Here is a 26,265-nt window from a genome sequence, read left to right as displayed (position 1 = left end):
CGGACGCACGACGGCCGCGGACCCAGCCCGGGGTCCGCGGCCGTCGTCCGTGCGGGATCAGCTCTCCGGGACGACGCGCGCGAGGGCGTCGCGCAGGTCGATCGACTCGCCGTCACGACCTCCCTTGCCGAGGGTGATCGGCGGATCGCTCGGCTCGGGCCGCGACCCGCGCAGGCGTGCGACGAGCCCGCCCGCGACGGTGAGGACGTAGAACTCGCCGTCCTCGCCGATCGCGGCCGAACGGTTGGCCCGGACGTACCAGCCGCGCAGACCGGTGCGGTAGGGGCCGCCGCCCGAGTAGTCGCGGGCGAGGAGCGGCTCGGGCTCGACGCCCTGTGCGCGAGCGCGCACGAGGAAGTCCTCGACGAGGACGCGTGCACGGGCGGTCTCGCCCGCCTGCTTCTCGCGCAGGCGCTGCTCGTGGACGAGGGCGGCCTCGCGCCGCTGCTCGGCCCAGCCGCCCTCGGCGCTCATCGCGTCGCCTGCTCCGGGTCCTGCTCGTCGGGCTCCACGACCGGCACGTCGACGTCGACGTCCTCGGACGCGTCGTCAGCAACGGGCTCGGCGGAGGCTGCCGACGGGGCAGGCTCGGCCGACGCCGCGGACGGAGCCGGCTCTGCGGAGACTGCCGACGGCGCCGAGGCAGCGCCCTCCGCGGCGTCGTCCGACTCGGCCTGCTGCTCGAAGCGCTCCTGGGCGACCGAGACCTTCTCGAGCGTGCGGCGCGAGGGGATGGGGTCGCCGCCGAGCAGCGAGCGCAGCTCGTCGAGGTACGTCGTGATGGACTCGCGCTGCTTGTTGAGGTCGTCGACCTGACGCTGCGCGGTCGTGCGCTCGCGGTCGGCCTCGCTCACGGCCTCCGAGAGCGTGCGCTCGGAGTGCTCGCGCGCCCCGGCGACGATCTCGTCGGCGTTGCGGCGCGCCCCCGCGAGGAGATCCTTCGCGTGGGCGTCGGACTCCTGGCGGATCTTCTCGGCCTGCTCGACGGCGCGGACCACGCGCTGCTCGGCGTCGGCGGCGTGGGCCTCGGCCTCGGCGACCATGCGGTCGGTCTCTGCGCGGGCGGCCGCCATGCGCTCGTCCTCGGACCGCTCGAACTCGGCCTTGCGGGTCGCGACCGCGAGCTCGGCGTCGGCGAGGGTCTTGCGGGCCTGCTCGCGCAGGGTGTCCGCGTCGGTCTTCGCGGACGCGAGGAGCGCTGCGGCCTCGCGGGACGCCTCCGCGCGCTGGGCCTCGACCGCGAGGCGGGTGCTCTCGCGGAGCTCGGCGGTCTCGCGGTCCGCGGTCGCGCGGAGCTCGGCGGCAGACGCCGCGGTCGTCTCGCTCAGCTCGGTCGTCTCGCGCTCGGTCGTCTCGCGCAGCGCTGCGGTCTCGAGGCGGGCGGTCTCTCGCTGCTCGGTGGTCTCGCGGTCCGTCGTCGCGCGCAGGGTCGTGACGTGCTGCTCGGTCTCGGTGCGCTGCGTGGTGGTCCACGTGTCGGTGTCGGCGCGGAGCTGGGCGACCTCGGCCGCGGCAGCGTCCCGGAGCTCGCGGACCTCGCGGTCGGCCGTCGTCCGCGTGAGCGCGGCGTACTGGTCGGCCTCGGTGCGCAGCGCGTCGGTCTCCTCGGTGACGCGACGGCGGAGCTCGGTCGTCTCGCGCTCGGCGGTCTGGCGGAGCGTGTCGGCGAACTCCTGGGCGTCCGCGCGAAGCTCGGACGCTGCGGTCTCGGCGGCCTGGCGCAGCTCGCTGGTCTCGCGGGCGGCGGTGCGGCGCAGCTCGGCGGTCTCGGTGTCCGTGGTCTGGCGCAGCGCGCCGGTCTCGGACTCGGCCTTCTGGCGGAGCGCGGAGGTCTCGACGTCGACCGTGCGGCGCAGGTCGGCCGCGTACGCGTCGGTCTCCTCGCGGAGCGTCGTCGTCTCGGTGTCCGCCGACTGGCGGAGCGCGGCGACCTCGTCCTGCGTCGCGACGCGGAGCTCGGTCGTCTCGAGCTCGACGGCGGCGCGCAGGCTCGACGTCTCGCGCTCGGCGGTCGCGCGGAGCTCGGCGACCTCGGTCTGCGTGACGGACTGGATGCGGGCGGCCTCGCGCTCGGCGGAGCTCACCATCTCGTCGGCCCGGCGCAGGGCGCTGGTCGTCACCGACTCGGCCTCGGTCGCGGCGGCCGCGCGGGTGTCGTCGGCCTCGCGGCGGGCGGTCGCGAGGACCTCGGCGGCCTCGTTCTCCGCGCGGGCACGGATCTGGCCGGCGGCGAGCTTTGCACGGGCCACCGAGTCGGACGCCTGGGCGTTGGCCTGGGCGACGACGTCGGAGGACTGCTCCTCGGCGGAGCGCATGAGCTGCTCGATGCGCGAGCCGAGACCCGAGTACGTCGGGCGCTCGGCCTCGCGGAGCTGACGCTGCGCGTCCGAGAGCTCACCGCCCATCTGGAGCGTCTTCTCGTCGAGCGCGGCGACCTGCGTGCGCGCGGCGTCGAGCTGCTTGGAGAGGCGGGCGATCTCGCCGTCGACCTGGCCGCGGTCGTAGCCGCGCATGACGACGGGGAACAGAGGACGGTCTTCGGACACGATGAGCCTTTGGCGTCGGGGAGTGGTGCACCGGGAGCGCAGGGTCGCCGGTCGGTCGTCGTCGACGGCGTCGTGGCGTGCGCCGTCCCAGGGTATCGGTTCACCCGCACCTTAGGGACCCGTCGTACGTGATCCGTGCCGGTGTGCAGATCCGGTGGCGAGGTGGGGGCGGCGGAGGGGCTCGGTGGCCGTCGCCAGGGACGACGCCGTAGGCTGGAGCGTCCGGAACGGAAGGAATCTTGGTGCTGCAACGCGTCATCGGTTGGCTGCTCGTCGCGCTCGGCGTGCTCTCGGCCGCCCTGGGCGTCGCCTCGGCGACGGTCTGGCGACCCGACGACCTCGTCACGGCGTCGAGCTCCGGAGCAGGGGCCACGACGCTCCTGGCGGTCGAGCCCGGGGTGCTCGACCTCGTCTCGGACGACGTCACCGTCACCGCGACCCGGCCGGACGGCGGCGAGATCACCGTCGCGCTCGGCCGCGAGGTCGACGTCCGCGGCTGGGTCGGTTCCGACGCCCATCTCTCCGTCACGGGCCTTGCGACGTGGGACCGGCTCGCGACGACGCTCGTCGCAGGGGAGACGACCCCGCTCGAGCCTGCGGACGGCGAGTCGACGAAGGCGTCGGACGACAAGACGACCAAGCCTTCCGACGACAAGACGACCAAGCCCGCGGACGACGGGTCGGCCGCTGCCACGCCCGGGCCCGCAACCGTCGTCGGTACCTCGGGCCTCGTGGGCCCGGACCCGTCGGGCTCCGACATGTGGTTCGCGTCGGCGACCGGCGCGGGCAGCGCGACGCTCCCCGTGGACGTTCCCGCCGGCGTCGGACGCACCATGCTCCTCGTGGCCTCGGTCGGCGACGGCGCCCCCGCGCCCGTCCTTGCGCTCGCCTGGCAGCGCGAGGTCGCCACGCCGTGGCTCGTCCCCGCGCTCGTCGTCGGCATCCTCCTGCTCCTCGCGGGTGGCCTCGTGCTGCTCGCCGCGACGCGCGGCGGCCTGCTCGCGGTCGGTGCGACGGCACGCCGCAGCATCCTCGAGACCTCTGCCCGAACGGCCGCGACGCTCTCGACGCGCCGCGACGGCCGGCGCGCGGACACGCCCGCGGAGCCTCCGGCGCCCGCGACGCCCGCCGGAACTGTCTCCCCGACGTCCACGACGACCCGGACCGCGGACCCCGCCGCGTCGGCACCTTCCACGTCGTCGCCCTACGGACCGCGCCCCGTCGCACCTTCCGCCGACAGTGCGTCGGTCCTCCCCGGCATGGCCGTGGGGGCGACCCGGCCGCCCGCGCCGGCGAGCCCCTACGCGGTCCGTCGGAGCGCCCCGTCGGCGGGTTCCGCGACGGATCAGGGCACCGACGCAGCTTCGCTCGCCGCCACGGCGCCGGCCGGCGCAGGCGGACGGCCGCTCACGCGTCGCGAGATGCGCGAGCAGGCGGAGCGCGAGGCGGCCCTCGCCGCCCAGGAGAAGGCTCGGCGCCGTCCGCGGACGGGGACGCTTCCCGTCGTGCGCGCCGCCCGCTCGGCGGGCGAGACCGTCGACGCAACGCCAGCTCCGCCGCCTGCGACCTCGCCCAGCCCTCCCGCCGAGGACGCAGGCACCGCCCGCGCCGACGCATGGCGTCGCGCCTGGGGCTTCGAGCAGCAGACGTGGAGCCCCTCACCCCAGGACCAGAGCCCGACGAACCCCGAGGAGGACGCATGACCCGCACGCTTCGCCTGCGACGCAGCGCCCTCGCTGCGACTGCCGTCGCGCTCGCCCTCGGGCTCGCCGCGTGCGCCGAGCCCCTGCCGACGCCCGCGCCCGCCGCGCCTCCCGTCCAGGCGCCGCCCGTGCTCACGCCCGACCAGTCCGCCGCGATCCTCGCGGCCGTCGGCGAGACCCTCGCGACCACCGACGAGGCCCGCAGCGACAAGGGACTCAAGGAGCGCCTCGCGGGACCCGCACTGGCGATCCGCAAGGTCGAGCTCGCGGTCGCGAAGGAGAAGAAGAGCGACGACCCGCTGACGAAGCTTCCGACGACCGCGCTGTCGATGACGACTCCCGTCGCGCAGACGTGGCCGCGCTCGGCGCTCGTCGTCTCCGAGCAGCCCGAGCTCGAGACCGAACGGCTCCTCGTCCTCGAGCAGGACGCTGCGCGCGACCCGTGGCGCCTGTGGTCGTGGGTGAGGCTCTTCCCCGGCGTCACGCTGCCCCGCTTCGCGGCCGCGTCGGTCGGCTCCGCCGAGGTCGGCGCCGACGACGAGGGCTACCTCGTCACAGCGTCCGAGGCGCTCGAGCGCTACGCCGACGTCCTGTCGAAGCCCAAGAAGTCCGAGCACCTCGACCTCTTCGCCGAGGACCCGTTCCGGGAGCGCATCGCGCAGCTCGGCAAGCTCCAGAACGCTGCGCTCAAGCCTGCCGCGGGCAAGCAGACGATGACGTTCACGGCCGTGCCCGGCGCGCTCCACGCGTTCGCGACCGTCGACGGCGGGATGCTCGTCGTCGGCGAGCTCACCGCGCTCGAGGACCGCGTCGCCGAGAAGGGCGCCAAGATCTCGCCCGTCGACGACGTCGAGAAGCACCTCACGAAGAAGCTCAAGGTCAAGAACTCGATGGCGCTCACGTATTCGACCGTCGTCGCGATCCACGTGCCCGCAGCCGACGCAGGGGCCTCGACGGTCGACGTGCTCGGCATCGAGCACGCCGCGGTGAAGGCCTCGATCCCCGAGAACAAGGACTGACGACACCCGTCGTCTCCGCACGCAGGAAGGTGCCATGAGCCAGTCGCAGCCCGACCCCCGTCTCGACGTCCGCGGGGCCGTCGACCTCTCGTCGCTCGGCCGCCCGAGCGCACCGCCGCCGGGCGAGCCCGGCGGAGCGCCCGCCGCGGGCGGCAACGTCGTCGACGTGACGACGGAGTCCTTCGGCGACGTCGTCGAGCTCTCCGCGCGCGTCCCCGTCGTCGTCCTCATGTGGCTGCCGACGGACGAGGCCGTCGCACGCTTCGGCACCGCGCTCGGCGCTCTCGTCGACCGCTACGAGGGCCGCATGCTCCTCGCGCGCGCCGACGTCGAGGCGCACCCGCAGATCGCCGCGGCGTTCCAGGTGCAGGGGGTGCCGTCGGTCGTCGCGCTCATCTCGGGCCAGCCCGTGCCGCTGTTCCAGGGCATCCTCGACGACGAGCAGGTCGCCGGCGTGCTCGACCAGGTGCTCCAGGCGGCCGAGGCCAACGGCGTGACGGGCCGCCGCGACGCGGACGGCGCCGCCGCAGCGGACGAGGCTCCCGCGGAGCCCGAGCCCGAGCCGCTGCCGCCGCTCCACCAGCAGGCCTACGACGCGATCGAGGCGGGCGATCTCGACGGCGCGATCGCCGCGTACTCGCAGGCACTGCGCGAGGACCCGCGCGACGCGCTCGCCTCGGCCGGCCTCGCCAACGTCCGCCTGCTCGCGCGCACCGCGACGATGGAGCTCGCGGCCGTCCGGACGGCCGCGGCCGAGCGCCCCGCGGACGTCCAGGCACAGCTCGACGTCGCCGACCTCGACCTCGCCGGCGGCAAGGTCGACGACGCCCTCGGGCGCCTCGTCGAGCTCTTGCCGTCCGTCGACGCCGAGGGCAAGGAGACGGTGCGCACGCGACTCGTGGAGTTCTTCGAGATCCTCGGTCCCGAGGACCCGCGCGTCGGCCCGGCCCGCCGCGCCCTCGCGAACGCCCTGTACTGACGCCAGCACGACGACGGCGGCCACCCCCTCGGGGGTGGCCGCCGTCGTCGTGCTGGGGAAGCGTGCCGTCAGGCCTCGTGGCGCAGATAGATCGCGCCGAGCGGCGGGACGCGCAGCTGGACCGAGAACGGCTGACCCTTCCACTGCTGGTCCTCCGCGGTGACCCCGCCGAGGTTGCCGACGTCCGAGCCGCCGTACGCGGCAGCGTCCGTGTTGAGGATCTCCGTCCAGGTGCCGCCCGCGGGCAGAGGCAGGCGCCAGCCCTCGTGGATGGTGTCGGCGAAGTTCACCACGACCGCGACGTCGCGCCCGTCCGTGCCACGGCGCAGGAACGCGATGATGTTCGCGTCCGCCGCGTCGGGGTCGAGCCACGCGAAGGCCTCGGGGTCGAAGTCCCGCTCCCACAGTGCACCCTCGGCCCGGTAGACCGAGTTGAGGTCACGCACGAGCGACTGCACGCCGGCGTGCGGCGCATGGTCGAGCAGGTACCACTCCACCCCGCGTGCGTCGTCCCACTCGGTGCCCTGGGCGATCTCGCAGCCCATGAAGAGCAGCTGCTTGCCGGGGTGCGCCCACTGGTAGGCGAGCAGCCCGCGCAGGCCCGCGAACTGCTGCCACTCGCCGCCGGGCATCTTGCGCAGCAGCGAGCCCTTGCCGTGGACGACCTCGTCGTGGCTGAGGGGCAGCATGAACTGCTCGGAGTACGCGTACACCATCGAGAACGTCACCTCGTGGTGGTGGTAGCGCCGGTGCACGGGGTCCGTGGCGAGGTAGCGCAGCGTGTCGTTCATCCACCCCATGTTCCACTTGAGGCCGAAGCCGAGGCCGCCCGCGCTCGTCGGCGCGGTGACGCCGGGCCACGACGTCGACTCCTCGGCGATCATGACGACGCCCGGGTTGCGGCGGTAGGCCGTCGCGTTGGCCTCCTGGATGAACCCGATGGCCTCGAGGTGCTCGCGGCCACCCTGGGCGTTGGGACGCCACTGACCGGGCTTGCGCGAGTAGTCGAGGTAGAGCATCGAGGCGACGGCGTCGACACGCAGACCGTCGACGTGGAACTCCTCGAGCCAGTACGTCGCGTTGGCGACGAGGAAGTTGCGGACCTCGGCGCGGCCGAAGTTGAAGACGTACGTGCCCCAGTCGGGGTGCTCGCCGCGCAGCGGGTCAGGGTCCTCGTAGAGCGGCGTCCCGTCGAAGCGGGCGAGCGCCCACTCGTCCTTGGGGAAGTGCGCGGGCACCCAGTCGAGGATGACGCCGATGCCGGCCGCGTGCAGCTGGTCGATGAGGAAGCGCAGGTCGTCAGGGTGACCGAAGCGCGAGGACGGCGCGTAGTAGCCCGTCACCTGGTAGCCCCACGACGGCCCGTAGGGGTGCTCGGCGACCGGCATGAGCTCGACGTGCGTGAAGCCCTGCTCGACGACGTACGCGGTGAGCTGCTCCGCGAGCTCGCGGTAGCCGAGGCCCGGCCGCCACGAGCCGACGTGAACCTCGTAGACGCTCATGGGGCCCGTGTGCGGGTCGGTCTGCGCGCGGCGTGCCATCCAGGCGTCGTCGCGCCACGTGTGGTTCGACGCGACCACGACGGACGCCGTCGCGGGCGGGACCTCGGTGCCCTTGGCCATGGGGTCGGCCTTCTGCCGCCACGAGCCGTCCTGCGCGAGGATCTCGAACTTGTAGCGCGAGCCCGCCCCGACCCCGGGGACGAAGAGCTCCCACACGCCCGAGCTGCCGAGCGACCGCATCGCGTGCGACGCGCCCTGCCAGTGGTTGAGGTCGCCCACGACGCGCACCGCACGCGCGTTGGGCGCCCACACCGCGAAGGAGGTGCCGTGAACCTCGCCGAGCGCGCCCGGGTAGGTGCGGAGGTTCGCGCCCAGCACCGTCCAGAGCGTCTCGTGACGACCCTCGCGCACGAGGTGGAGGTCGAGCTCTCCGAGGGTCGGCAGGAAGCGGTAGGGATCGTCGGAGTCCGTGACCTCGTCGCCGTAGCGCACGCGCAGCCGGTAGTCGGGCACCTCCGTGACGGGGAGGACGACGCACCAGACGCCGTCCTGCTCGTGCGTGGCAGCATGCTCGCCGTCGGTCGTGACGACGAGGACCTCGTCGGCGAACGGCCGCAGCACGCGGACCGTCACCGTGCCGTCGTGCAGGTGCGGCCCCAGCACGGAGTGCGGGGCGTGGTGGCGCCCGGCAGCGACGGCCGCGAGCAGCGCGGCGTCGACGGGGAGCGGCGAGGGGGAGGACGGGGTCATTGCACTACCTTTCCACGGCACTGGCAGGTCGAGGAGGGACCGACGTCCGGCGAGTCGGGTCCCGGTGCAGGTCACCCGGGCACGGGGCCGTCCCCTTCCGGGGTCGGGGGATCGGCCGGGGCGAGCAGACGGTCGACCGCGCCGAGGGGGATCGCGAGCCAGTCTGGGCGGTTGTTCGCCTCGTAGACGACCTCGTAGAGCGCCTTGTCGAGCTCGAGAGCGTCACGCAGCGCGTGCGCGAGGCCGTCGGGCGTCGGGCACGCGTCCGCATAGCCCGCGAGGAACGCCGCGCGCGCGTCGGCCGCCCACGTGGGCGACGTCGCCTCGCCGACGGCAGCCGCATAGTCGAAGGAGCGCAGCATGCCTGCGACGTCGCGCAGCGGCAGGTCGGGTCGCTGCCGCTCCTCGAGCGGCCGCATCGGCTCGCCCTCGAAGTCGAGGACGCGCCACGAGCCGTCGCCCGCGCGCAGCACCTGGCCGAGGTGGAGGTCTCCGTGGATGTGCTGGAGGTCGAGGAGGTCCGTGCCGTCGCCCGGAGCCTCGAGCCGCGCGTAGAGGCGCTCGACGGCCGCGAGCCGGCCCCCGAGCACGCTTGCTCCCGCGGCCGCGGAGCGCGCCCGGCGGCGTAGCTCCGAGCGCTGCCACGCGAGCCCGACGGTCTGGCCCGCCGCGGGCAGCGCCCGCAGGAGGGCGGCGTGCATGCCGGCGATCGTGCGCCCGAGCTCGAACGCGTCCTCGGCGAACGAGAGATCGCCCGTCGCGTACGCGCACGCGAGCTGGAAGCCGTCCGAGGCGTCCGGCACGAGCTCGGTGAGAACGCCGAGGTCGATCGGATCGGCCTCGCCCGGCACGTCCGTGTCGCCCGCGAGCTCGAGCCACGCGATCGGTGCGGGCACGCCGTCCCACCCCGCCTGGACGAGCGCGCGCGGCACGTCGACGTCCGGGTTCGCACCACGGGCGACCGTGCGGAAGAGCTTGAGGATCGCGCCGCCCGCGACCTCGGGCAGGAGGATCGACGTGTTCGACTGCTCGACCGTGAGCATGCGCGCTCCCGCGAGGTCCACGTCCGCAGGCGCCGCGTCTGCCTCGCCCCACTGCGCGAGCGCGAGCCACGCGCGCCAGAAGGTCGGGTCGTCGCACGCGTCGAGCAGGTCCGTGCCGTCGCCGAGCGTGCCGATCCACGCCGTCGGCACGTCCTCGCCGACGGCGTGGACGACCGCGGGCCGCACGACGACGGGCACCTGCACGGTGACCGTCACCTCGCCGCCCGTGACGTGCAGCAGGTGGACGACGGCGTCGGTGCCGTCGGCGAGGCCGTACGAACGCCACGGCGTGATCGTCGTGGGCCCCGACTTCACGGGGAACCAGCGGCGCGCAGGCATCCACGCGCGCAGCAGCGCGAGCTGCGCGTCGTCCGGCAGGGGCGCGGGGACGAACGGGCCGAGCTGGTCGGCGAGGTCGATGCGGCGACGGGTCACGAGCGGTCCCCTCAGCGTGCCGGGGCCGCAGGAACGAGCGACGCCCAGTGGAAGTCGCGCGCCCCGAACGTCCAGCGCACCGTGCCGTCGGCCGCGACCGTGCCGAGCACCGCGCCGCCGAAGAGGTCCGTGAGCGTCGCCCCCGCGTGACCGGGCAGCGTGAGCGTCGTAGCGCGCGCCGTCGCACCGAGGTTCGCGAGGCACAGCAGCGTCTCGTCGGCCGTCGTGCGCAGGAACGCGAGGACCGAGTCGTCGTCCGCCGCGACCGGCACGAACGCGCCTGTGCCGAACGCGGGATGGCGCCGCCGCACCGTGAGCATGCCGTGCACCCAGTGGAGGAGCGATCCTGACGTCGCGAGCTGAGCCTCGACGTTCGTCCCCTCGTACGTGTGCCCGAGCGAGCGCACGACGGGCAGGTAGAGCTTGCCCGGGTCCGCCGTCGAGAAGCCCGCGTTGCGGTCCGGCGTCCACTGCATGGGGGTGCGCACGCCGTCGCGGTCCTCGAGCCAGATGTTGTCGCCCATGGCGATCTCGTCGCCGTAGTAGAGGCACGGGCTGCCCGGCAGCGAGAGCAGCAGCGCGTGCGCGAGCTCGATCTCCTTGCGCGAGCCCCCGAGCAGCGGCGCGAGGCGCCGACGGATGCCGACGTTCGCGCGCATGCGCGGGTCGGGCGCGTACCAGCCGTACATGGCCGCGCGCTCCTCGGTCGAGACCATCTCGAGGGTGAGCTCGTCGTGGTTGCGCAGGAACGTCGACCACTGCGCGCCCGCGGGGATCTCCGGGGTGTCCGCGAGGATCTCGAGGATCTTCGTCGCCTTCTGGTCGCGCAGCGCGTAGTAGATGCGCGGCATGACGGGGAAGTGGAAGCACATGTGGCACTCGGGAGCGTCCTCGGTGCCGAAGTACTCGACGACCTCGTTCGGCCACTGGTTGGCCTCCGCGAGCATGATGACGCCCGGGAACTCCGCGTCGACCATGGCCCGCACGCGCGCGAGGAACGCGTGCGTGCGCGGCAGGTTCTCGCAGTTCGTGCCCTCCTCCTCGAAGAGGTAGGGGACGGCGTCGAGACGGAAGCCGTCGACGCCGACGCGGCACCAGAAGCGGGCGACGTCGAGCATCGCGTCCTGCACCGCGGGGTTCTCGAAGTTGAGGTCCGGCTGGTGGGAGAAGAAGCGGTGCCAGAAGTACTGGCGGCGCACGGGGTCGAACGTCCAGTTCGACGTCTCCGTGTCGACGAAGATGATGCGGGCGTCACCGTAGCGCGACGGGTCGTCGCCCCACACGTAGAAGTCGCCGTAGGGGCCCTCGGGATCCTGGCGCGAGGCCTGGAACCACGGGTGGGCGTCGCTCGTGTGGTTCATGACGAGGTCGATGACGACGCGCATGCCGCGCGCGTGCGCCGCCTCGATGAGCTCCGTGAAGTCCTCGAGCGTCCCGTACTGCTCCGCGATCGCCGTGTAGTCGGCGACGTCGTAGCCGCCGTCGCGCAGGGGCGAGGGGTAGAACGGCGGCAGCCACAGGCAGTCGATGCCGAGCCACTGGAGATAGTCGAGCCGGTCGAGCAGGCCGCGCAGGTCGCCCGATCCCGACGCCGTCGAGTCGGCGAACGCCCGGACGAGCACCTCGTAGAAGACCGCGGTGCGGTACCACTCGGGATCGTCGGACAGCTTGCGGGGGACGGCCGGGACCTCTGGCCGCCGTTGCGGTGGCAGCGCCGCGGCAGCGAGCTGGCCCGTGACGGGCGCGGGCTCGGGCATGCGGGGGAGCGTGGTCATGGCGTCCTCACCTCGATGACGTGGGCGGTGCGGCCGGGCTCGAGCCGCACGAACGCGCGGCGGCCCCACGCGTACGTCTCGCCCGAGAGCAGGTCGTGCGCGTTGAAGCGGGGCTCGTCGTCGTCCGCGGGCTCGAGACCGAACGACGTGAGGTCGAGGTCGACCATCGCCTCCTGCGGACCCCACGGGTCGATCGAGACGACCGTGATGACGGTGTTCGGGCGGCCGTCGGCCGTGAACGCGCCGTCGAGGTGCGAGGAGAACGCGACGACCTGGTCGTTCGTCGTCGGGTGCACGGTGAGGTTGCGCAGCTGGCGCAGCGCGGGGTGCGCGTGGCGGATCTCGTTGAGACGCGTGAGGAGCCCCGTGAGGCGAGCGGCCTCGGGCGCGGCCCAGTCGCGCGGCTTGTACTCGTACTTCTCGTTGTCGATCTGCTCCTCGGCGCCCGGGCGCGCGACGCGCTCGGCCAGCTCGTAGCCCGCGTAGATGCCCCACGTGGGGGCGCCCGTCGCCGCGAGGACGGCGCGGATCGCGAAGATCTCCTCGCCCCCGTGCTGCATCGTCGGCGTGAGGATGTCGTGCGTCGTCGGCCAGAAGCTCGGCCGCATGACCGAGCCCACCTCGCCCGAGACCTCCTCGAGGTACGACGTGATCTCGTCGCGGGTGTTGCGCCAGGTGAAGTACGTGTACGACTGCTGGAAGCCGATGCGCGCGAGCGTGAGCATCATGGCCGGGCGCGTGAACGCCTCCGCGAGGAAGATCACGTCGGGGTGCGTCGCCCGGACGCTCGTGAGCAGGCGCTCCCAGAAGTCGAGCGGCTTGGTGTGCGGGTTGTCGACGCGGAACGCCGTGACCCCGTGGTCGATCCACAGCCGCACGACCCGCTCGATCTCCGCCTCGAGGCCCGCGGGATCGAGGTCGAAGTTCAGCGGGTAGATGTCCTGGTACTTCTTCGGCGGGTTCTCCGCGTACGCGATCGTGCCGTCGACGCGGGTCGTGAACCACTCGGGGTGCTCAGCGACCCACGGGTGGTCGGGCGAGCACTGCAGCGCGAGGTCGAGCGCGACCTCCATGCCGAGCGAGCGGGCGCGCGCGACGAACGCGTCGAAGTCCTCGAAGGTCCCGAGGTCGGGGTGGATCGCGTCGTGACCGCCGTCGGGCGAGCCGATCGCGTAGGGCGAGCCAGGGTCGCCCGGAAGTGCCTCGAGGGAGTTGTTGCGTCCCTTGCGGAACGTCGTGCCGATCGGGTGGATGGGGGTGAGGTAGACGACGTCGAAGCCCATCGCGGCAACGCCGGGCAGGCGCTCCGCGGCCGTACGCAGGGTGCCCGAGCGCCACGACTTCGTCGTCGCGTCGTACACCGCGCCCTCCGAGCGCGGGAAGAGCTCGTACCAGGCACCCGCGAGCGCGAGCTCGCGGCTCACGACGAGCGGGTAGTCGGCCGACGGCGAGACGTGGTCGCGCAGGGGGCTGCGGACGACGAGCACGTCGTGGACGTCGTCCGCGAGCGCGGCCGCGAGCCGGTCCTGCGGCGTCGAGCGTGTGTCCGCGAGCGTCGTACGCACGCGCTCGACCGTCGCGGCGTCGGCGTCCGCGAGCGGGACCTCGGCGAGGACCCGGCCCAGGAGCCGGACGCCCTCGGCGAGCATGAGCTCGACGTCGACGCCTGCGGCGATCTTCACGGCGGCGTCGTGCGCCCACGTGCCGTACGGGTCGGACCACGCCTCGACGCGGAACGTCCACTCGCCCGGCGCGTCAGGGGCGACGCGTGCCTCGTAGCGGTCGAGGCCAGGAGCGATGTCGACCATGCGGGCGGTCGCGTGGACCGTCCCGTCGGGGGCGACGAGGACGGCGGTCGCGGCGACCGCGTCGTGCCCCTCGCGGAACACCGTCGCGCGGACGGGCACGGCCTCGCCGACGACGGCCTTCGCCGGCCAGCGACCCTGCTCGACGGTCGGGGAGACCTCGACGACGGGGATGCGACCGACCGGTGTCGGGAGCACGGGGACGGGCTGCACGACGCGCTCGGCGGGGGCGACCGGCGCACTTGCGCGTACGACGCTGCCCTGGCTCGCGGCGGCACTGACGGGGCGGGGGCGCTTGTTCCTGCTCACAGGTCGAACCTAGTCCGTCCGGGGTGTCGCTCGCGCGTCGCCACGCAACCCGCAGACCTCCGGCAGCGACCGTTGTGGGACCGTGACCAGCAAGGTCGACGTCAGTGCGCACCCTCGACGTAGAGGCGCATGCTCAGGGGCTCGAGCTCGGTGCCCTGGTCCTCGAACGGCTCGAGACGCTGGTCGGGCTGCTCCCACGAAGAGTCCCACACGAGCTCCCAGCCGACGTGGCCCTCGGGCAGGGCCGCGTCGACGACGTCGAGCGAGCCGTTGAGGACGAGAAGGACCGCCGGGTCGGCGGCGTCCGCCGTCCGTCGCACCATCTGCAGCACACGGCGCGACGGGTCGTACCACTCCGCCGGCGTCATCTGCGTGCCCCCCTCCGTGTACCACGCGAGGTCGAGCCCGTCGTGGGGACGGGACTCGTAGGGACGGCCGAGGAAGAAGCGAGCGGGACGCAGCGCCGCGAGCTCGGCGCGGCGCGCGAGGAGGTACCGCGTCGTCGCGAGAAGGTCGGCCTCGACCCCGACCGCGTCGAGGCGCAGCTGAGTGAGCTCGTTGTCCTGGCAGTAGGCGTTGTTGTTGCCCTGCTGGCTGTGACCGACCTCGTCGCCCGCCGTGATCATCGGCGTGCCCGCCGAGAGCAGGAGCGTGCCGAGAAGGTTGCGGTGCGAGCGGCGGCGCAGAGCGGCGATGCCGTCGGCGTCGTCGACGTCGGGGCCCTCGATGCCGTGGTTCCACGAGCGGTTGTCGTCCGTGCCGTCGCGGTTGTCCTCGCCGTTGGCCTCGTTGTGCTTGTGGTCGTAGCGCGTGAGGTCGGCCATCGTGAAGCCGTCGTGCGCCGTGACGTAGTTGATCGACGCGACCGGGCCGCGCTCGAGCGGCGGGTCGGAGTGGCCGAAGAGGTCCGCCGAGCCCGACAGGCGCGTCGCGAGGTCGCGCAGGCCGTGGCCCGTCCGGCCGTGCGAGAGCTCGCGCGCGTCCGCGAGCCAGAACTGGCGGACGGCCGAGCGGTAGCGGTCGTTCCACTCGCCGAACGGCGCCTTGAAGCTGCCCGTCTGCCAGCCGCCGGGGCCGACGTCCCACGGCTCCGCGACGAGCTTGACGTCCGCGAGCGACGGGTCGGTCGTGAGGGCGACGAGGAACGGGTGGACGTTCGTGAAGCCGTCGTGGTGCCGGCCGAGCGTCACGGCGAGGTCGAAGCGGAAGCCGTCGATCCCGATCTCGTCGGCCCAGTAGCGCACCGAGTCGAGCGCCGCCTGCACGGGGCGGGTCCGCCGGTGGTCGAGCGTGTTGCCCGTGCCCGTCGTGTCCGCGAACCGCGCGGGGGTGCCGCCGTCGTGCATGTAGTGGACCGTCGCGTCGAGCCCGCGCCACGACAGGTGGAGCCCATCCGTGCCGCCCTCGGCCGTGTGGTTGTGGACGACGTCGAGCATGACCTCGAGCCCCGCCTCGTGGAGGAGCGCGACCATGCCCTTGACCTCGTCGAGGACGGCCGTCGGGCCCTGTGCGCGCGCGGCGGCCGTCGCGTACGACGGCTCGGGGGCGAAGAAGCCGAGCGTGCTGTAGCCCCAGTAGTTGACGCGGCCCTGCTCGAGGAGGTGCGGCTCGGAGACCTTGGCGTGGATCGGCAGGAGCTCGATCGTCGTCACGCCGAGCGAACGCAGGTACGCGATCGTCGCGGGGTGCGCGACGCCCGCGTACGTGCCCCGCAGCTCGCTCGGCACGCCCGCCAGGTGCGCGGTGAGGCCCTGGACGTGCGCCTCGTAGACGACGGCGCGCGACCACGGCACGCGCGGCCGGGAGGGCGTGGGCCGGTAGCCCGAGTCGACGACGACGGACACGGGGACGTGGCCGAGCGAGTCGAGGTCCGACGCGAGCTGCAGGCCGTCCGCGTCGCGCGCGTCGAGCACGTGGCCGTAGACCGCGGGACCGAGGTCGAGCTCACCCTCGAGGCCCCGCGCGTACGGGTCGACGAGCAGCTTGGCGGGGTTGTGGCGCAGGCCTGCGCGGGGGTCCCATCGGCCGTGGGCACGGAACCCGTAGCGCTGGCCGTCTCCGACGTCCGGGACGTACGCGTGCCAGACGCCGCGCGTCCCGCGGGTCATTGGGAACCGGCGCTCCGCCCAGCCCGAGGCCGCCGCAGGGTCGCGGTCGAGGAGGCACAGCTCGACGAGGTCGGCGTGCGACGCGAACACCGCGAAGGTCGTCCCGCCGGCGACGACGTGCGCGCCGAGCGGAGGCGTCGGCTCGTCGTGCGCGGTACGGGCGGCGGTCGTCGTCATGGTGGTGCGTCTCCTCGGACGTGAGGCGCCGCGGTGCGGGCCGGGGTCGACCGTCGATCCTACCGCCGTGCACCGACCGGATGACGGGACGTCCGTCACCCGGCGCACGCGACCGCGCCGGGGAACGATAGCCTCGACGGGTCCGGTCCCGGCCCCACCAGGAGGCTCGCAGCGTCATGGCCCGCAGAATCGTCGTGGTCGTCAAGCACGTCCCCAACATCCACTCCGCCCGCGCCTTCGCGGACGGCCGCACCGTGCGCGGCGCGGAGGACGGCTCCCTCAACGAGCTCGACGAGCACCCTGTCGAGGAGGCCGTCCGGATCCTCGAGGGTCTCGACGAGCCCGAGCGTGCGGCCTCCGAGATCGTCGTCGTCACGGTCGGACCCGCCGAGGCGGTCGACGCCCTGCGACGCGCGTTCCAGCTCGGCGCGACGACCGCGGTCCACGTCGGCGACGACGCTCTCGCGGGCTCCGACTATGCGGGCACCGCCCGCGTGCTCGCGGCCGCGGTGCGCAAGGTCGCGGCCGACGGGCCCGTCGACCTCGTCCTCGCAGGCATGGCGGCGCTCGACGGGCTCGGCTCGGTCGTCCCCGCGCTGCTCGCCGCAGAGCTCGGCATGCCGCAGCTGACGAACGCCGGCAAGCTCGAGCTCGACGGCGCGACGGCCCGCGTCGAGCGCGTCGTCGACGGCGCGACCGAGGTCCTCGAGGCGCCGCTGCCCGCGGTCGTCTCCGTCAACGACCACATCAACCGGCCCCGCTTCCCGAACTTCAAGCTCATCATGGCGGCTCGCACCAAGCCCGTGACGACGTGGACCCTCGCGGACCTCGGCGTCGACGCGACCGAGGTCGGGGAGGCCGGGGCGCGCACGCGCGTCCTGTCGGCCGAGCCGCGCCCCGAGCGCGCCCCCGTCGAGCTCCACGTCGACGCAGGCTCTGGCGGCGAGGCGCTCGCCGAGTTCCTCGTCCGCCGCGGCCTGGTCTGAGAGGACACCCCATGACCCGCACCATCTCCGTCGTCCTGCTCGACGACGTTTCCGGCGCGCTGCGCGGCCCGGACCTCGAGCTCCTCACCGTCGCGCGCACGCTCGGCACCGTCCGTGCCGTCGCGTTCGACGCCCCGTCGGACGCCGCGCTCGAGGCGCTCGGCGCGTACGGCGTCGCGGACGTCGTCCGACTCGACGTCGACGGCGAGCCGCACCTCACGGGCGTCGCCGCGGCCGCGCTCGAGCCCGTCGTCGACGACGCGCGCGTGCTCCTCGCCCGCGCGACCTTCGCGAACAAGGAGGTGCTCGCGCGCCTCGCCCACCTCACCGGTGCGGGCCTCGTCATCGACGCGGCGCGCGTCCGCGAGCACGAGGGCCTCGTCGCGGGCTGGAAGCGCGTGTTCGCCGGCTCGTGGGACGTCGACTCGGTCGTGACGACCGACCTCGCGCTCCTCACGGTCCGCCCCAACGCCGTGCGCCCCGAGCCTGCGGCGACCGCGGTCTCACCCGTCGTGCGCGTCGTCGCGCTCGACGCGGCGGCCGCGGAGGCGGCTGCGGGCGGTGTCCGCCTCGTCTCCCGCACGCTCCACGAGGTCTCGGGGTCGGCACGCCCGCCGCTCGCCGAGGCGAGCGTCGTCGTCGCGGGCGGCCGCGGGACCTTCGGCGACTTCGGTCCCGTCGAGGAGCTCGCCGACGCGCTCGGCGCGGCGATCGGCGCGACGCGCGACGCTGTCGACGAGGGCTGGATCGAGCACGACGCGCAGGTCGGCCAGACCGGCGTGACCATCACCCCGCACCTCTACATCGGCGCGGGCATCTCCGGGGCTCCCCACCACCGGGGCGGCATGCAGGCGTCAGAGGTCATCGTGGCGGTGAACTCCGACCCCGAGTGCCCGATCTTCGAGATCTGCGACTTCGCGGTCGTCGGCGACCTCGCGACCGTGCTGCCGCAGGCCGCGGCCGCGTTGCGGGCACGTCAGGCCTGAGTCTCGCGTCCGGACGCCGCGACCCCCTGCACGGGGGTCGCGGCGTCCTTCGTAGGATGGGGTCCGTGACCCCTCCCGCCTATCTCGACCACGCCGCGACGACCCCCATGTCGCCCGCGGCGGTCGCGGCGTACACCTCGCAGCTCGCGGTCGTGGGCAACCCCTCGTCCCTACACACCGCGGGCCGCGCCGCGCGGCGCGTCGTCGAGGAGGCGCGCGAGTCCATCGCGGCGTCGCTCGGCGCGCGCCCGAGCGAGGTCGTCCTCACCGCGGGCGGCACCGAGGCCGACAACCTCGCGATCAAGGGACTCTTCTGGGCGCGCCGCACGGGGCACCCCGAGCGCACGCGCGTCCTCGTCTCCGCCGTCGAGCACCATGCGGTCCTCGACCCCGCGTTCTGGCTCGCGGAGCACGCGGGAGCAGAGATCGTCCTCCTGCCCGTCGACGGCACGGGGCGGCTCGACCTCGACGCGCTCGCGGCCGAGCTCGCCGCGCACGCCGAGGAGACCGCGCTCGTCTCCGTCATGTGGGCGAACAACGAGATCGGGACGGTCGAGCCCGTCGCGGACGTCGTGCGCCTCGCGCACGCCCACGGTGTGCCCGTTCACGCGGACGCGGTCCAGGCTGTCGGCAACGTCTCCGTCGACTTCGGCGCGAGCGGTCTCGACGCGATGACGGTGACGGCGCACAAGCTCGGCGGGCCGGTCGGTGTCGGTGCGCTCGTCGTCGGCCGCTCGGTCGAGCTCGTGCCGGTCCTCCACGGCGGCGGCCAGGAGCGCGGCGTGCGCTCGGGCACGCTCGACGCGGCCGGCGCACGCGCGTTCGCGGTCGCGCTCGCCGAGGTCGTCGCGGACCGTGAGGCCGAGGCCTCCCGTCTCGCTGCGCTGCGCGACGAGCTCGTCGCGGGCATCCTCGCGCGCGTGCCCGACGCGACGCTGCGTGGCCCCGCGCTCGACGCGCGCACGGCCGACGGTGGCGCCGCCCGTCTGCCGGGCAACGCCCACCTGACGTTCGCAGGCTGCGAGGGCGACTCCCTCCTCTACCTTCTCGACTCCGCGGGCGTCGAGGCGTCGACAGGCTCGGCCTGCCAGGCCGGTGTGCCGCAGCCCTCGCACGTCCTCCTCGCGCTCGGGATGACCGAGCACGAGGCTCGTGGTGCCCTGCGGTTCTCGTTCGGCGCGACGTCGACGCACGAGGACGTCGTGCGCGTGCTCGACGTCCTGCCGGGCGTCGTCGACCGGGCGCGCGCGGCGGGTCTTGCGGCGCCCGCGCGACGGCCTGCCTCGTCGGCCACGTCGTCCGCCGCGTCCTCTGCCGCGTCGGCGGGGGTAGCGTCGTGAGGGTCCTCGCCGCCATGTCGGGCGGCGTCGACTCCGCGCTCGCGGCCGCGCTCGCGCTCGAGGCCGGCCACGAGGTGGTCGGCGTGCACATGGCCCTGTCGCGCGAGCGCGCGCAGATGCGCACGGGCTCGCGGGGCTGCTGCTCGATCGAGGACGCGGGCGACGCCCGCCGCGCGGCCGACGTCCTCGGCATCCCGTACTACGTGTGGGACCTCTCGGAGACCTTCGAGGAGACCGTCGTCGCCGACTTCCTCTCCGAGTACGCGGCCGGTCGCACCCCCAACCCGTGCGTGCGCTGCAACGAGCACGTGAAGTTCGACACGCTGCTCGACAAGGCGACGGCCCTCGGCTTCGACGCCGTCGCGACGGGCCACTACGCGCAGGTCCGCGAGGTCGCGGGCCGCCGCGAGCTCCACCGCTCGCCCAACACCGACAAGGACCAGTCCTACGTCCTCGCCGTCATGGGACCGGAGCGGCTCGCGCGCTCGATCTTCCCGCTCGGCGGATTCACCTCGAAGGCCGACGTCCGCGCCGAGGCCGCGCGCCGCGGCCTCGGCGTCTCGACGAAGCCCGACTCCTACGACATCTGCTTCGTCGCCGACGGCGACACACAGGGCTTCCTGCGCTCGCGGCTCGGTGCGCAGACCGGCGAGATCCTCGACGACTCCGGACAGGTCGTCGGCGAGCACGACGGCGCGTACGCGTACACCGTCGGGCAGCGCCGCGGCCTCCACCTCGGCCGCCCCGCGGCCGACGGCAGGCCGCGCTACGTGCTCGAGGTCCGCCCGGACACCAACCAGGTGATCGTCGGCGCGGCAGAGCTCCTCACGGTCGACCGTGTCGCGGGCGACCGCACGGTCTGGCTCGCGGACGACGTCGACCCGTCGACGGGGATCGACGCCGAGGTCCAGGTGCGCGCCCACGGCACGCCCGTGCCCGCGCGCATCACGTGGACCGGCGCCGAGCTCGTCGCCGAGCTCGGCGACCAGCGTCTGCGCGGTGTCGCGGCAGGGCAGTCGCTCGTCGTGTACGACGGCACGCGCGTGCTCGGGCAGGCGACAGTGACGTCGGCGGGGCGGCGGGCAGCCGTGGGCGCCGTCGCATGACGCCGGACGGTGTCCCGCCCTATCCCGGCGCCGCAGCACCCCTCGCGTGGCCCGGGACGGAGCCGCTCGAGGCTCTGCTCACGCTGCTCGGCGACGCCGACGACGCTCCGGCCGAGGTGCGTTCGCTCGTGACCTTCCCGGCCCTCGAGCACCGTGGCCCGGGTGCCGACAGGGTCGGACGGACGGCCGCGCTCCTCGAGGGCCTGCCCGTCGAGCTCGGTCCGCACGGCTGGCGCCTCGCGGACCGGCCGGGCGTCGACCTCGAGCGGGCGCTCGCCTTCGGGCGCGAGGACCTCGATGCGCTCTCGATCGCGGCGTCCGGCTGGTCGGGCGAGCTCGTCCTCGAGGCGGTGGGTCCGTGGTCGCTCGCCGCGTCGCTGTGGCTCGCACGCGGCGACCGCGCGCTCGGCGACCCGGGAGCCGTGACGGAGCTCGGCGCGTCGCTCGCGGAGTCGCTCGCGCGGCACGTCGCCGACGTACGTCGTCAGGCACCGGGCGCCCGCGTGACCGTGCTCCTCGCCGAGCCGCTCGTCGGGCAGGTCATCGCCGGAGTCGTGCCGTCGTTCTCGGGGCACGAACGTCTGCGCGCCGTGCCGCGGCCGCGGGTGCTCGAGGTGCTCGAGCCTGTCGTGTCGGCGGTGCACGGTGCCGGGGCGCGCGTCGTCGTCCACGTGGGCACGGCGCACGGGGGAGTGGCTCCCGTGGTGCTCGCGGGGGCCGACGGCGTCGGACTCGACGTGGGTCCGTGGGACGAACGGCGCTGGGAGACCGTCGCGCATGCCGTCGAGCGCGGCGTCGAGCTGTGGCAGGGCCTCGGTCCTGCTCGGGTGTCGTCGTGCGCGGGCCCCGACGTGCGCGGGCTTGCCGAGCTCGTCGCGGAACCGTGGCGGCGCATCGGCCTGCCTGCGGCGGACCTGGCGCGCGTCGTGCTCCACGAGTCGCTCGGGACCGTGCGCGTCGACCCGGTCCCGCCGCCGCGGCGGTCGGTCGAGGACGTGAGGGCCTCGGGCCGGACGCTGCGGCGCGCCGCCCTGCTCCTTGCGGAGCGCGCAGCAGGCTGAGCGTGGCCGCCCGGTCGGGTGCTCAGCACGACAGGCGCGCTCCGGGCTGACGGCGAGCGCGGACGCTCGCCGTCAGCCCGGGACTACCTCCCGAGCCGCTCCCAGCAGAACGCGTACGCGAGCGCGGCGAGGTGCGCGGCCTGCGTGTTGTCGGCCGCGCCGCCGTGGCCGCCCTCGAGGTTCTCGTAGTAGGTGACGTCGGCTCCGAGCGCCTCGAGGAGCGCTGTCGTCTTGCGGGCGTGGCCGGGGTGGACGCGGTCGTCCTTCGTCGACGTCGTCAGCAGGACGGGCGGGTACTCGATGCCCGGCCGCAGCAGGTGGTACGGGGAGAACGTGCGGATGAACTCCCACTGCGCGGGGTCGTCGGGGTCGCCGTACTCGGCCTCCCACGAGGCGCCCGCGAGGAGGTGGGTGTACCGGTGCATGTCGAGGAGCGGCACCTGGACGACAATCGCGCCGAAGAGCTCGGGGTAGCTCGCGAGCATGTTGCCCGTGAGCAGGCCGCCGTTCGAGCCGCCCTTGCACGCGAGGTGCGCGTGGTCGGTGATGCCGCGTGCGACGACGTCGCGCGCGACGGCCGCGAAGTCCTCGTACGCGCGGTGGCGGTTCTCCTTGAGCGCGGCTGCGTGCCACGCGGGCCCGTACTCGCCGCCGCCGCGGATGTTCGCGAGGACGTACGTGCCCCCGCGGGCGAGCCACGCGCGGCCGAGGACGCCCGAGTAGTCGGCGGTGAGCGAGATCTCGAAGCCGCCGTAGCCGTAGAGGAGCGTCGGTGCGGGGCCGTCGCCCTCGCGGGCGGCCGGGTCGCCGTGGACGACGAAGTACGGCACGAGCGTGCCGTCGGCGGAGACTGCGGTGTGCTGCTCCCAGCTCATCGTGGACGCGTCGAAGTGGGAGGGTGCAGCCTTGAGCGTCTGCGCGGGGCGGGCGCCGGTTGCGTCGACCCGGAGCAGCGTCGGCGGCGTGAGGAAGTCGGTCGCGGTGACCCAGAGGTCGTCGCTCGTGTCCTTGTCGACCGCGCCGACCGCGAGCGTCGCGGCGCTCGGCGCGCCGGGCAGCGGTGCGCTGCCCCAGGCGCCGCGCGGCGTCGTGGGCGGCGTGAGCACCTCGACGCGGTGGCGGACGTCCTCGAGGATCGTGAGGACGACGAGGTTCTGCGTCCAGGTGAGGCCCTCGAGCGCGCTCGTCGCGGTCGGGGCGAAAAGCACGGCGGGCTCGGCGGTCCCGGCGAGGAGCTCGCCGAGGTCGGCGACGAGGAGCGTGCCGTCCGGGTGCGTCGTCCCGGCGACCTCCCAGGGCTCGCGCAGGCGCACGAGCGCCCACGGGCCGTGGAGCGCGACGTCGGCCGAGCGCGGGACGGGCACGAGGACGGGCGTGCCCGCGGCGTCGAGCACGTAGGTCTCGGAGTCGTAGAACGCGATGGACCGCGTGACGACGTCGCGCTCGAAACCGGGCGTGCGCTCGTGGTGCGCACCGATGTACATGTCCTCGGCGAGTCCCTCGTAGACGACCTCGGCCGCTGTGAGCGGCGTGCCGCGACGCCAGCGGCGCACGACGCGCGGGTAGCCCGAGCGGGTCGTCGTCCCTTCGGAGTCCGCCGAGAAGTGGAACACGGTGTCGCGGTCGATCCAGACGAGGCCTCCCTTGGCCTCTGGGCGTACGAACCCGCCGTCGGCGGGGTCGACGAACGTCAGCGTCGTGAGGTCGAGCTCGCGGTCGACGTCGGCGTCGGAGCCGCCGTGCGAGAGCGTGACGATCGCGCGGTCGAGGTCGGGGCGCAGGATGCTCGCGCCGTGCCACACCCAGTCCTCGCCTTCGGCCTCGTTGAGCGCGTCGAGGTCGAGGAGCACCTCCCACTCGGGCTCGTCGGTGCGGTAGGAGGCCTCCGACGTGCGGCGCCACAGGCCGCGCGGATGCTCGGCGTCGCGCCAGAAGTTGTAGAGGTGCTCGCCCGCCGCACCGACGTAGGGGATGCGTGCGTCGTCGTCGAGGACCTCGAGCACCTCGGCCTCGATCTCGGCGAGGAGCCCGCCGCCCGCGACGCGGGCGTCGGCGATCTCGCCGCGCTCGCGCGCCCACGCGAGCTGGGTCTCGCCGCCGACCTCCTCGAGCCAGGCGTACGGGTCCGCGCCCGGGACGGGCAGCGTGACGTCGGTCGGGTGCTGTCGGGGCTGGGAGTCAGGCTGCGTCGGCATGAGGACACGGTAGCCGGGGTGGCGGACATTCCTCGGAGGCAGGTGCTGCGACCTGCGCGGATGCCGCGCGCACCCGACGGTGACGCCCGATGTCGGACCCGCTTGGCATGATGGTGCGGTGACCGACGCCGACGTTTCTGCCCCCGCGCCCGAAGAGCCCGACCCCGCCGCGCACGAGCGCTGGGCGGAGCTCGCCGAGACCGTGGCGGCGCACCAGTTCGCCTACTACGTCAAGGACGCCCCGCTCGTCTCCGACGGCGAGTTCGACGCGCTCCTCGGCGAGCTCGCGGCGCTCGAGGACCGTTTCCCGTCGCTGCGCACCCCGGAGTCGCCGACACAGCGGGTGGGCGGCACGTTCTCGACGGAGTTCACGGCGGTCGACCACGTCGAGCGCATGCTCTCGCTCGACAACGCGTTCTCGCTCGAGGACGTCGAGGCGTGGGCAGGCCGCGTCCGCCAGGGCGTGGGCGACGCGGAGGTCCACTACCTCACCGAGGTGAAGATCGACGGTCTCGCGATCGCGCTCGTCTACGAGAAGGGGCGCCTCGTTCGCGCGGTGACGCGCGGCGACGGGCGCACGGGGGAGGACGTCACGCTCAACGTCCGCACGATCTCCTCGGTGCCGCACGCGCTCGGCGGCGACCCGGCGACGCACCCGGAGCTCGTCGAGGTGCGGGGCGAGGTGTTCTTCCCCGTCGAGAGGTTCGAGGCGCTCAACGCGGCTCAGGTCGCCGCGGGGCGCGCCCCGTTCGCGAACCCGCGCAACGCGGCTGCGGGCTCGCTGCGCCAGAAGGATCCCCGGGTCACGGCGGGGCGCGCGCTCGCGGTCTACGCGCACGGCGTCGGCGCGCTCGTGTGGGGCGACGCGGAGGTGCCGGGGGTCTTCGCCGAGGGCCGTGTCCGTCAGTCCCAGGAGTACGAGCTGCTCGCCGGCTGGGGCGTGCCCGTCTCGCCGCACAACCGCGTGTGCGACGACCTCGACGGCGTCCGCGACTTCATCGCGTACTACGCCGAGCACCGCCACGACATCGAGCACGAGCTCGACGGCATCGTCGTCAAGGTCGACGAGGTCACGCTGCAGCAGGGGCTCGGCGCGACGAGCCGTGCGCCGCGCTGGGCGATCGCCTACAAGTACCCGCCGGAGGAGGTGACGACGCGCCTGCTCGACGTCGTCGTCGGCGTCGGCCGCACGGGCCGCGCGACCCCGTACGCGGTCATGGAGCCCGTGCGCGTCGCGGGCTCGGTCGTCCGGCAGGCGACGCTGCACAACCAGGACGTCGTCAGGGCCAAGGGCGTGCGCATCGGTGACATGGTCGTGCTGCGCAAGGCAGGGGACGTCATCCCCGAGATCGTCGGTCCGGTCGAGGCCGCGGCGGGCGACGGCGTCCCGCGTCGCGACTTCGTCATGCCTGTCGTGTGCCCGGAGTGCGGCGCGACGCTGCGTCCCATGAAGGAGGGCGACGTCGACCTGCGCTGCCCCAACGCGCGCTCGTGCCCCGCGCAGGTGCGCGGACGCGTCGAGCACATCGGATCGCGCGGCGGCCTCGACGTCGAGGTGCTCGGCGAGGTGACGGCGGCGGCCCTCACGCAGCCGCTCGTCCCCGAGGTTCCGCCGCTCGAGACCGAGGCGGGACTGTTCGACCTCTCGGTCGCGGACCTCGTGCCCGTGCGCGTCGTCGTCAAGGACTCCGAGACGGGCCTGCCGAAGGTCGACGACGACGGCCACGCCAAGGAGCGCACGCCGTTCGCGCGGCGCGCCACGAAGAAGGACCATGCCGCGTGGGCCGAGGAGCAGGGCCTCACGCTCGACGAGGCGCTCGCGGCGGGCCCGCTCCCGCCGGACGTCGTCCCGTCGGCAGCGGCCCACAAGCTTGTCGCCGAGCTCGCGAAGGCCCGCACCAAGGACCTGTGGCGCATCCTCGTCTCGCTCAACATCCGCCACGTGGGACCGTCCGCGGCGCGCGCGCTCGCGGAGCACTTCGGCTCGCTCGAGCTCGTGCGGACGGCGTCGGCCGAGGACCTCGCGGCGGTCGAGGGCGTCGGCCCGACGATCGCGACAGAGATCCTCGCGTGGTTCGAGGTCGACTGGCACGCGGAGATCGTCGAGCGCTGGCGTGCGTCGGGCGTGCGCTTCGAGACCCCCGGCCACCCGGGGCCCGGCGCTCCCAAGGAGGAGGTGTCGGGCGTGCTCGACGGCCTCACCGTGGTCGTCACGGGCGGCCTCGAGGGCTTCTCGCGCGACGGCGCGAAGGAGGCGATCCTCGCGGCAGGAGGGAAGTCCGCGGGCTCGGTGTCGAAGAAGACCGACTTCGTCGTCGTCGGTGAGAACGCGGGGTCCAAGGAGACGAAGGCGCGCGAGCTCGGCCTGCGGATCCTCGACGAGGCGCAGTTCGTCACGCTCCTTGCGGAGGGCCCTGCGGCGCTCGACGCCTGAGGGGGC

The 26,265-nt window shown here is 74.0% G+C and carries 17 protein-coding genes; 9 read left to right on the top strand and 8 right to left on the bottom strand.

Features of this window, described 5'->3' with window-relative positions; genetic code table 11:
- Positions 1-57: 57 nt before the first annotated feature.
- Together G7063_RS10360 and G7063_RS15445 are read right to left on the bottom strand one after the other, a co-directional pair.
- Entirely contained in the window at positions 58-474 is a 417-nt protein-coding gene (locus G7063_RS10360) for a hypothetical protein (RefSeq protein ID WP_166414320.1), read from the bottom strand.
- Positions 471-2,546, bottom strand: a complete 2,076-nt coding sequence (locus tag G7063_RS15445) for a hypothetical protein (protein WP_166414319.1) — start codon at positions 2,544-2,546, stop codon at positions 471-473. Before G7063_RS15445 ends, G7063_RS10360 begins: the two co-directional genes overlap by 4 nt.
- A gap of 242 nt (positions 2,547-2,788) precedes the next feature.
- Here G7063_RS15445 and G7063_RS10350 point away from each other — a divergent pair, with 242 nt between their 5' ends.
- The 3 genes from G7063_RS10350 to G7063_RS10340 are packed head-to-tail and all read left to right on the top strand — an operon-like array spanning position 2,789 to position 6,247.
- Positions 2,789-4,249 carry a hypothetical protein gene (locus tag G7063_RS10350; RefSeq protein ID WP_166414318.1) on the top strand — a complete coding sequence of 487 codons (1,461 nt, stop codon included), beginning with the start codon at positions 2,789-2,791 and terminating at the stop codon, positions 4,247-4,249.
- Positions 4,246-5,268 (top strand): hypothetical protein, encoded by a 1,023-nt coding sequence (locus G7063_RS10345; protein ID WP_166414317.1) that lies wholly within the window; start codon positions 4,246-4,248, stop codon positions 5,266-5,268. The genes G7063_RS10350 and G7063_RS10345 overlap by 4 nt, the downstream gene beginning before the upstream one ends.
- Before the next feature lie 34 nt (positions 5,269-5,302).
- Positions 5,303-6,247 carry a tetratricopeptide repeat protein gene (locus G7063_RS10340; protein ID WP_166414316.1) on the top strand — a complete coding sequence of 315 codons (945 nt, stop codon included), beginning with the start codon at positions 5,303-5,305 and terminating at the stop codon, positions 6,245-6,247.
- A 68-nt stretch (positions 6,248-6,315) separates the two neighbouring features.
- Here the strand turns inward: G7063_RS10340 and glgB are convergent, their stop codons facing one another.
- From glgB to glgX, 5 genes are all read right to left on the bottom strand, one after another.
- Positions 6,316-8,499 (bottom strand): 1,4-alpha-glucan branching protein GlgB, encoded by a 2,184-nt coding sequence (gene glgB, locus G7063_RS10335; protein WP_166414315.1) that lies wholly within the window; start codon positions 8,497-8,499, stop codon positions 6,316-6,318.
- 71 nt (positions 8,500-8,570) lie between these two features.
- The gene (locus G7063_RS10330; RefSeq protein WP_240916036.1) at positions 8,571-9,977 is read right to left on the bottom strand and encodes an aminoglycoside phosphotransferase; all 1,407 of its coding nucleotides are present in this window, start codon (positions 9,975-9,977) and stop codon (positions 8,571-8,573) included.
- Positions 9,978-9,988: 11 nt separating this feature from the next.
- Complete coding sequence (gene treS, locus G7063_RS10325) at positions 9,989-11,752, bottom strand: maltose alpha-D-glucosyltransferase (protein ID WP_166414314.1); 1,764 nt, start codon at positions 11,750-11,752, stop codon at positions 9,989-9,991.
- Positions 11,749-13,866 carry an alpha-1,4-glucan--maltose-1-phosphate maltosyltransferase gene (locus G7063_RS10320; RefSeq protein ID WP_370520703.1) on the bottom strand — a complete coding sequence of 706 codons (2,118 nt, stop codon included), beginning with the start codon at positions 13,864-13,866 and terminating at the stop codon, positions 11,749-11,751. The genes treS and G7063_RS10320 overlap by 4 nt, the downstream gene beginning before the upstream one ends.
- A gap of 101 nt (positions 13,867-13,967) precedes the next feature.
- Positions 13,968-16,151, bottom strand: a complete 2,184-nt coding sequence (glgX, locus tag G7063_RS10315) for a glycogen debranching protein GlgX (protein WP_166414313.1) — start codon at positions 16,149-16,151, stop codon at positions 13,968-13,970.
- A 176-nt stretch (positions 16,152-16,327) separates the two neighbouring features.
- Here glgX and G7063_RS10310 point away from each other — a divergent pair, with 176 nt between their 5' ends.
- Genes G7063_RS10310 through G7063_RS10290 form a run of 5 tightly spaced genes read left to right on the top strand, consistent with a single transcriptional unit; the run spans position 16,328 to position 21,630 of the window.
- On the top strand, positions 16,328-17,137 hold the full coding sequence (locus tag G7063_RS10310; protein ID WP_166414312.1) for an electron transfer flavoprotein subunit beta/FixA family protein: 810 nt from the start codon (positions 16,328-16,330) through the stop codon (positions 17,135-17,137).
- A gap of 11 nt (positions 17,138-17,148) precedes the next feature.
- On the top strand, positions 17,149-18,123 hold the full coding sequence (locus G7063_RS10305; protein WP_166414311.1) for an electron transfer flavoprotein subunit alpha/FixB family protein: 975 nt from the start codon (positions 17,149-17,151) through the stop codon (positions 18,121-18,123).
- A 56-nt stretch (positions 18,124-18,179) separates the two neighbouring features.
- Positions 18,180-19,463 (top strand): cysteine desulfurase family protein, encoded by a 1,284-nt coding sequence (locus G7063_RS10300; protein ID WP_166414310.1) that lies wholly within the window; start codon positions 18,180-18,182, stop codon positions 19,461-19,463.
- Entirely contained in the window at positions 19,460-20,569 is a 1,110-nt protein-coding gene (gene mnmA / locus G7063_RS10295; RefSeq protein ID WP_206188139.1) for a tRNA 2-thiouridine(34) synthase MnmA, read from the top strand. The genes G7063_RS10300 and mnmA overlap by 4 nt, the downstream gene beginning before the upstream one ends.
- Positions 20,566-21,630, top strand: coding sequence for a hypothetical protein (locus G7063_RS10290; RefSeq protein WP_166414309.1), 1,065 nt, complete (start codon positions 20,566-20,568; stop codon positions 21,628-21,630). Before mnmA ends, G7063_RS10290 begins: the two co-directional genes overlap by 4 nt.
- Before the next feature lie 83 nt (positions 21,631-21,713).
- Here G7063_RS10290 and G7063_RS10285 read toward each other — a convergent pair whose 3' ends face one another.
- On the bottom strand, positions 21,714-23,825 hold the full coding sequence (locus tag G7063_RS10285; protein ID WP_166414308.1) for a prolyl oligopeptidase family protein: 2,112 nt from the start codon (positions 23,823-23,825) through the stop codon (positions 21,714-21,716).
- A 118-nt stretch (positions 23,826-23,943) separates the two neighbouring features.
- Here G7063_RS10285 and ligA point away from each other — a divergent pair, with 118 nt between their 5' ends.
- Entirely contained in the window at positions 23,944-26,259 is a 2,316-nt protein-coding gene (gene ligA / locus G7063_RS10280) for an NAD-dependent DNA ligase LigA (protein ID WP_166414307.1), read from the top strand.
- Positions 26,260-26,265: the final 6 nt, after the last annotated feature.

Source organism: Sanguibacter sp. HDW7, from assembly GCF_011300875.1.
GTDB lineage: Bacteria > Actinomycetota > Actinomycetes > Actinomycetales > Cellulomonadaceae > Flavimobilis.
Note: the sequence above shows the minus strand (reverse complement) of the source record. Positions and strands in the feature narration are given on the sequence as shown.

Coding starts and splice junctions, on each gene's coding strand:
- G7063_RS10340 (WP_166414316.1), top strand. CDS start 5,303: ATGAGCCAGTCGCAGCCCGACCCCCGTCTCGACGTCCGCGGGGCCGTC.
- treS (WP_166414314.1), bottom strand. CDS start 11,752: ATGACCACGCTCCCCCGCATGCCCGAGCCCGCGCCCGTCACGGGCCAG.
- G7063_RS10305 (WP_166414311.1), top strand. CDS start 17,149: ATGACCCGCACCATCTCCGTCGTCCTGCTCGACGACGTTTCCGGCGCG.
- G7063_RS10360 (WP_166414320.1), bottom strand. CDS start 474: ATGAGCGCCGAGGGCGGCTGGGCCGAGCAGCGGCGCGAGGCCGCCCTC.
- glgB (WP_166414315.1), bottom strand. CDS start 8,499: ATGACCCCGTCCTCCCCCTCGCCGCTCCCCGTCGACGCCGCGCTGCTC.
- G7063_RS10285 (WP_166414308.1), bottom strand. CDS start 23,825: ATGCCGACGCAGCCTGACTCCCAGCCCCGACAGCACCCGACCGACGTC.
- glgX (WP_166414313.1), bottom strand. CDS start 16,151: ATGACGACGACCGCCGCCCGTACCGCGCACGACGAGCCGACGCCTCCG.
- G7063_RS10345 (WP_166414317.1), top strand. CDS start 4,246: ATGACCCGCACGCTTCGCCTGCGACGCAGCGCCCTCGCTGCGACTGCC.
- G7063_RS10310 (WP_166414312.1), top strand. CDS start 16,328: ATGGCCCGCAGAATCGTCGTGGTCGTCAAGCACGTCCCCAACATCCAC.
- G7063_RS10300 (WP_166414310.1), top strand. CDS start 18,180: ATGGGGTCCGTGACCCCTCCCGCCTATCTCGACCACGCCGCGACGACC.
- G7063_RS10290 (WP_166414309.1), top strand. CDS start 20,566: ATGACGCCGGACGGTGTCCCGCCCTATCCCGGCGCCGCAGCACCCCTC.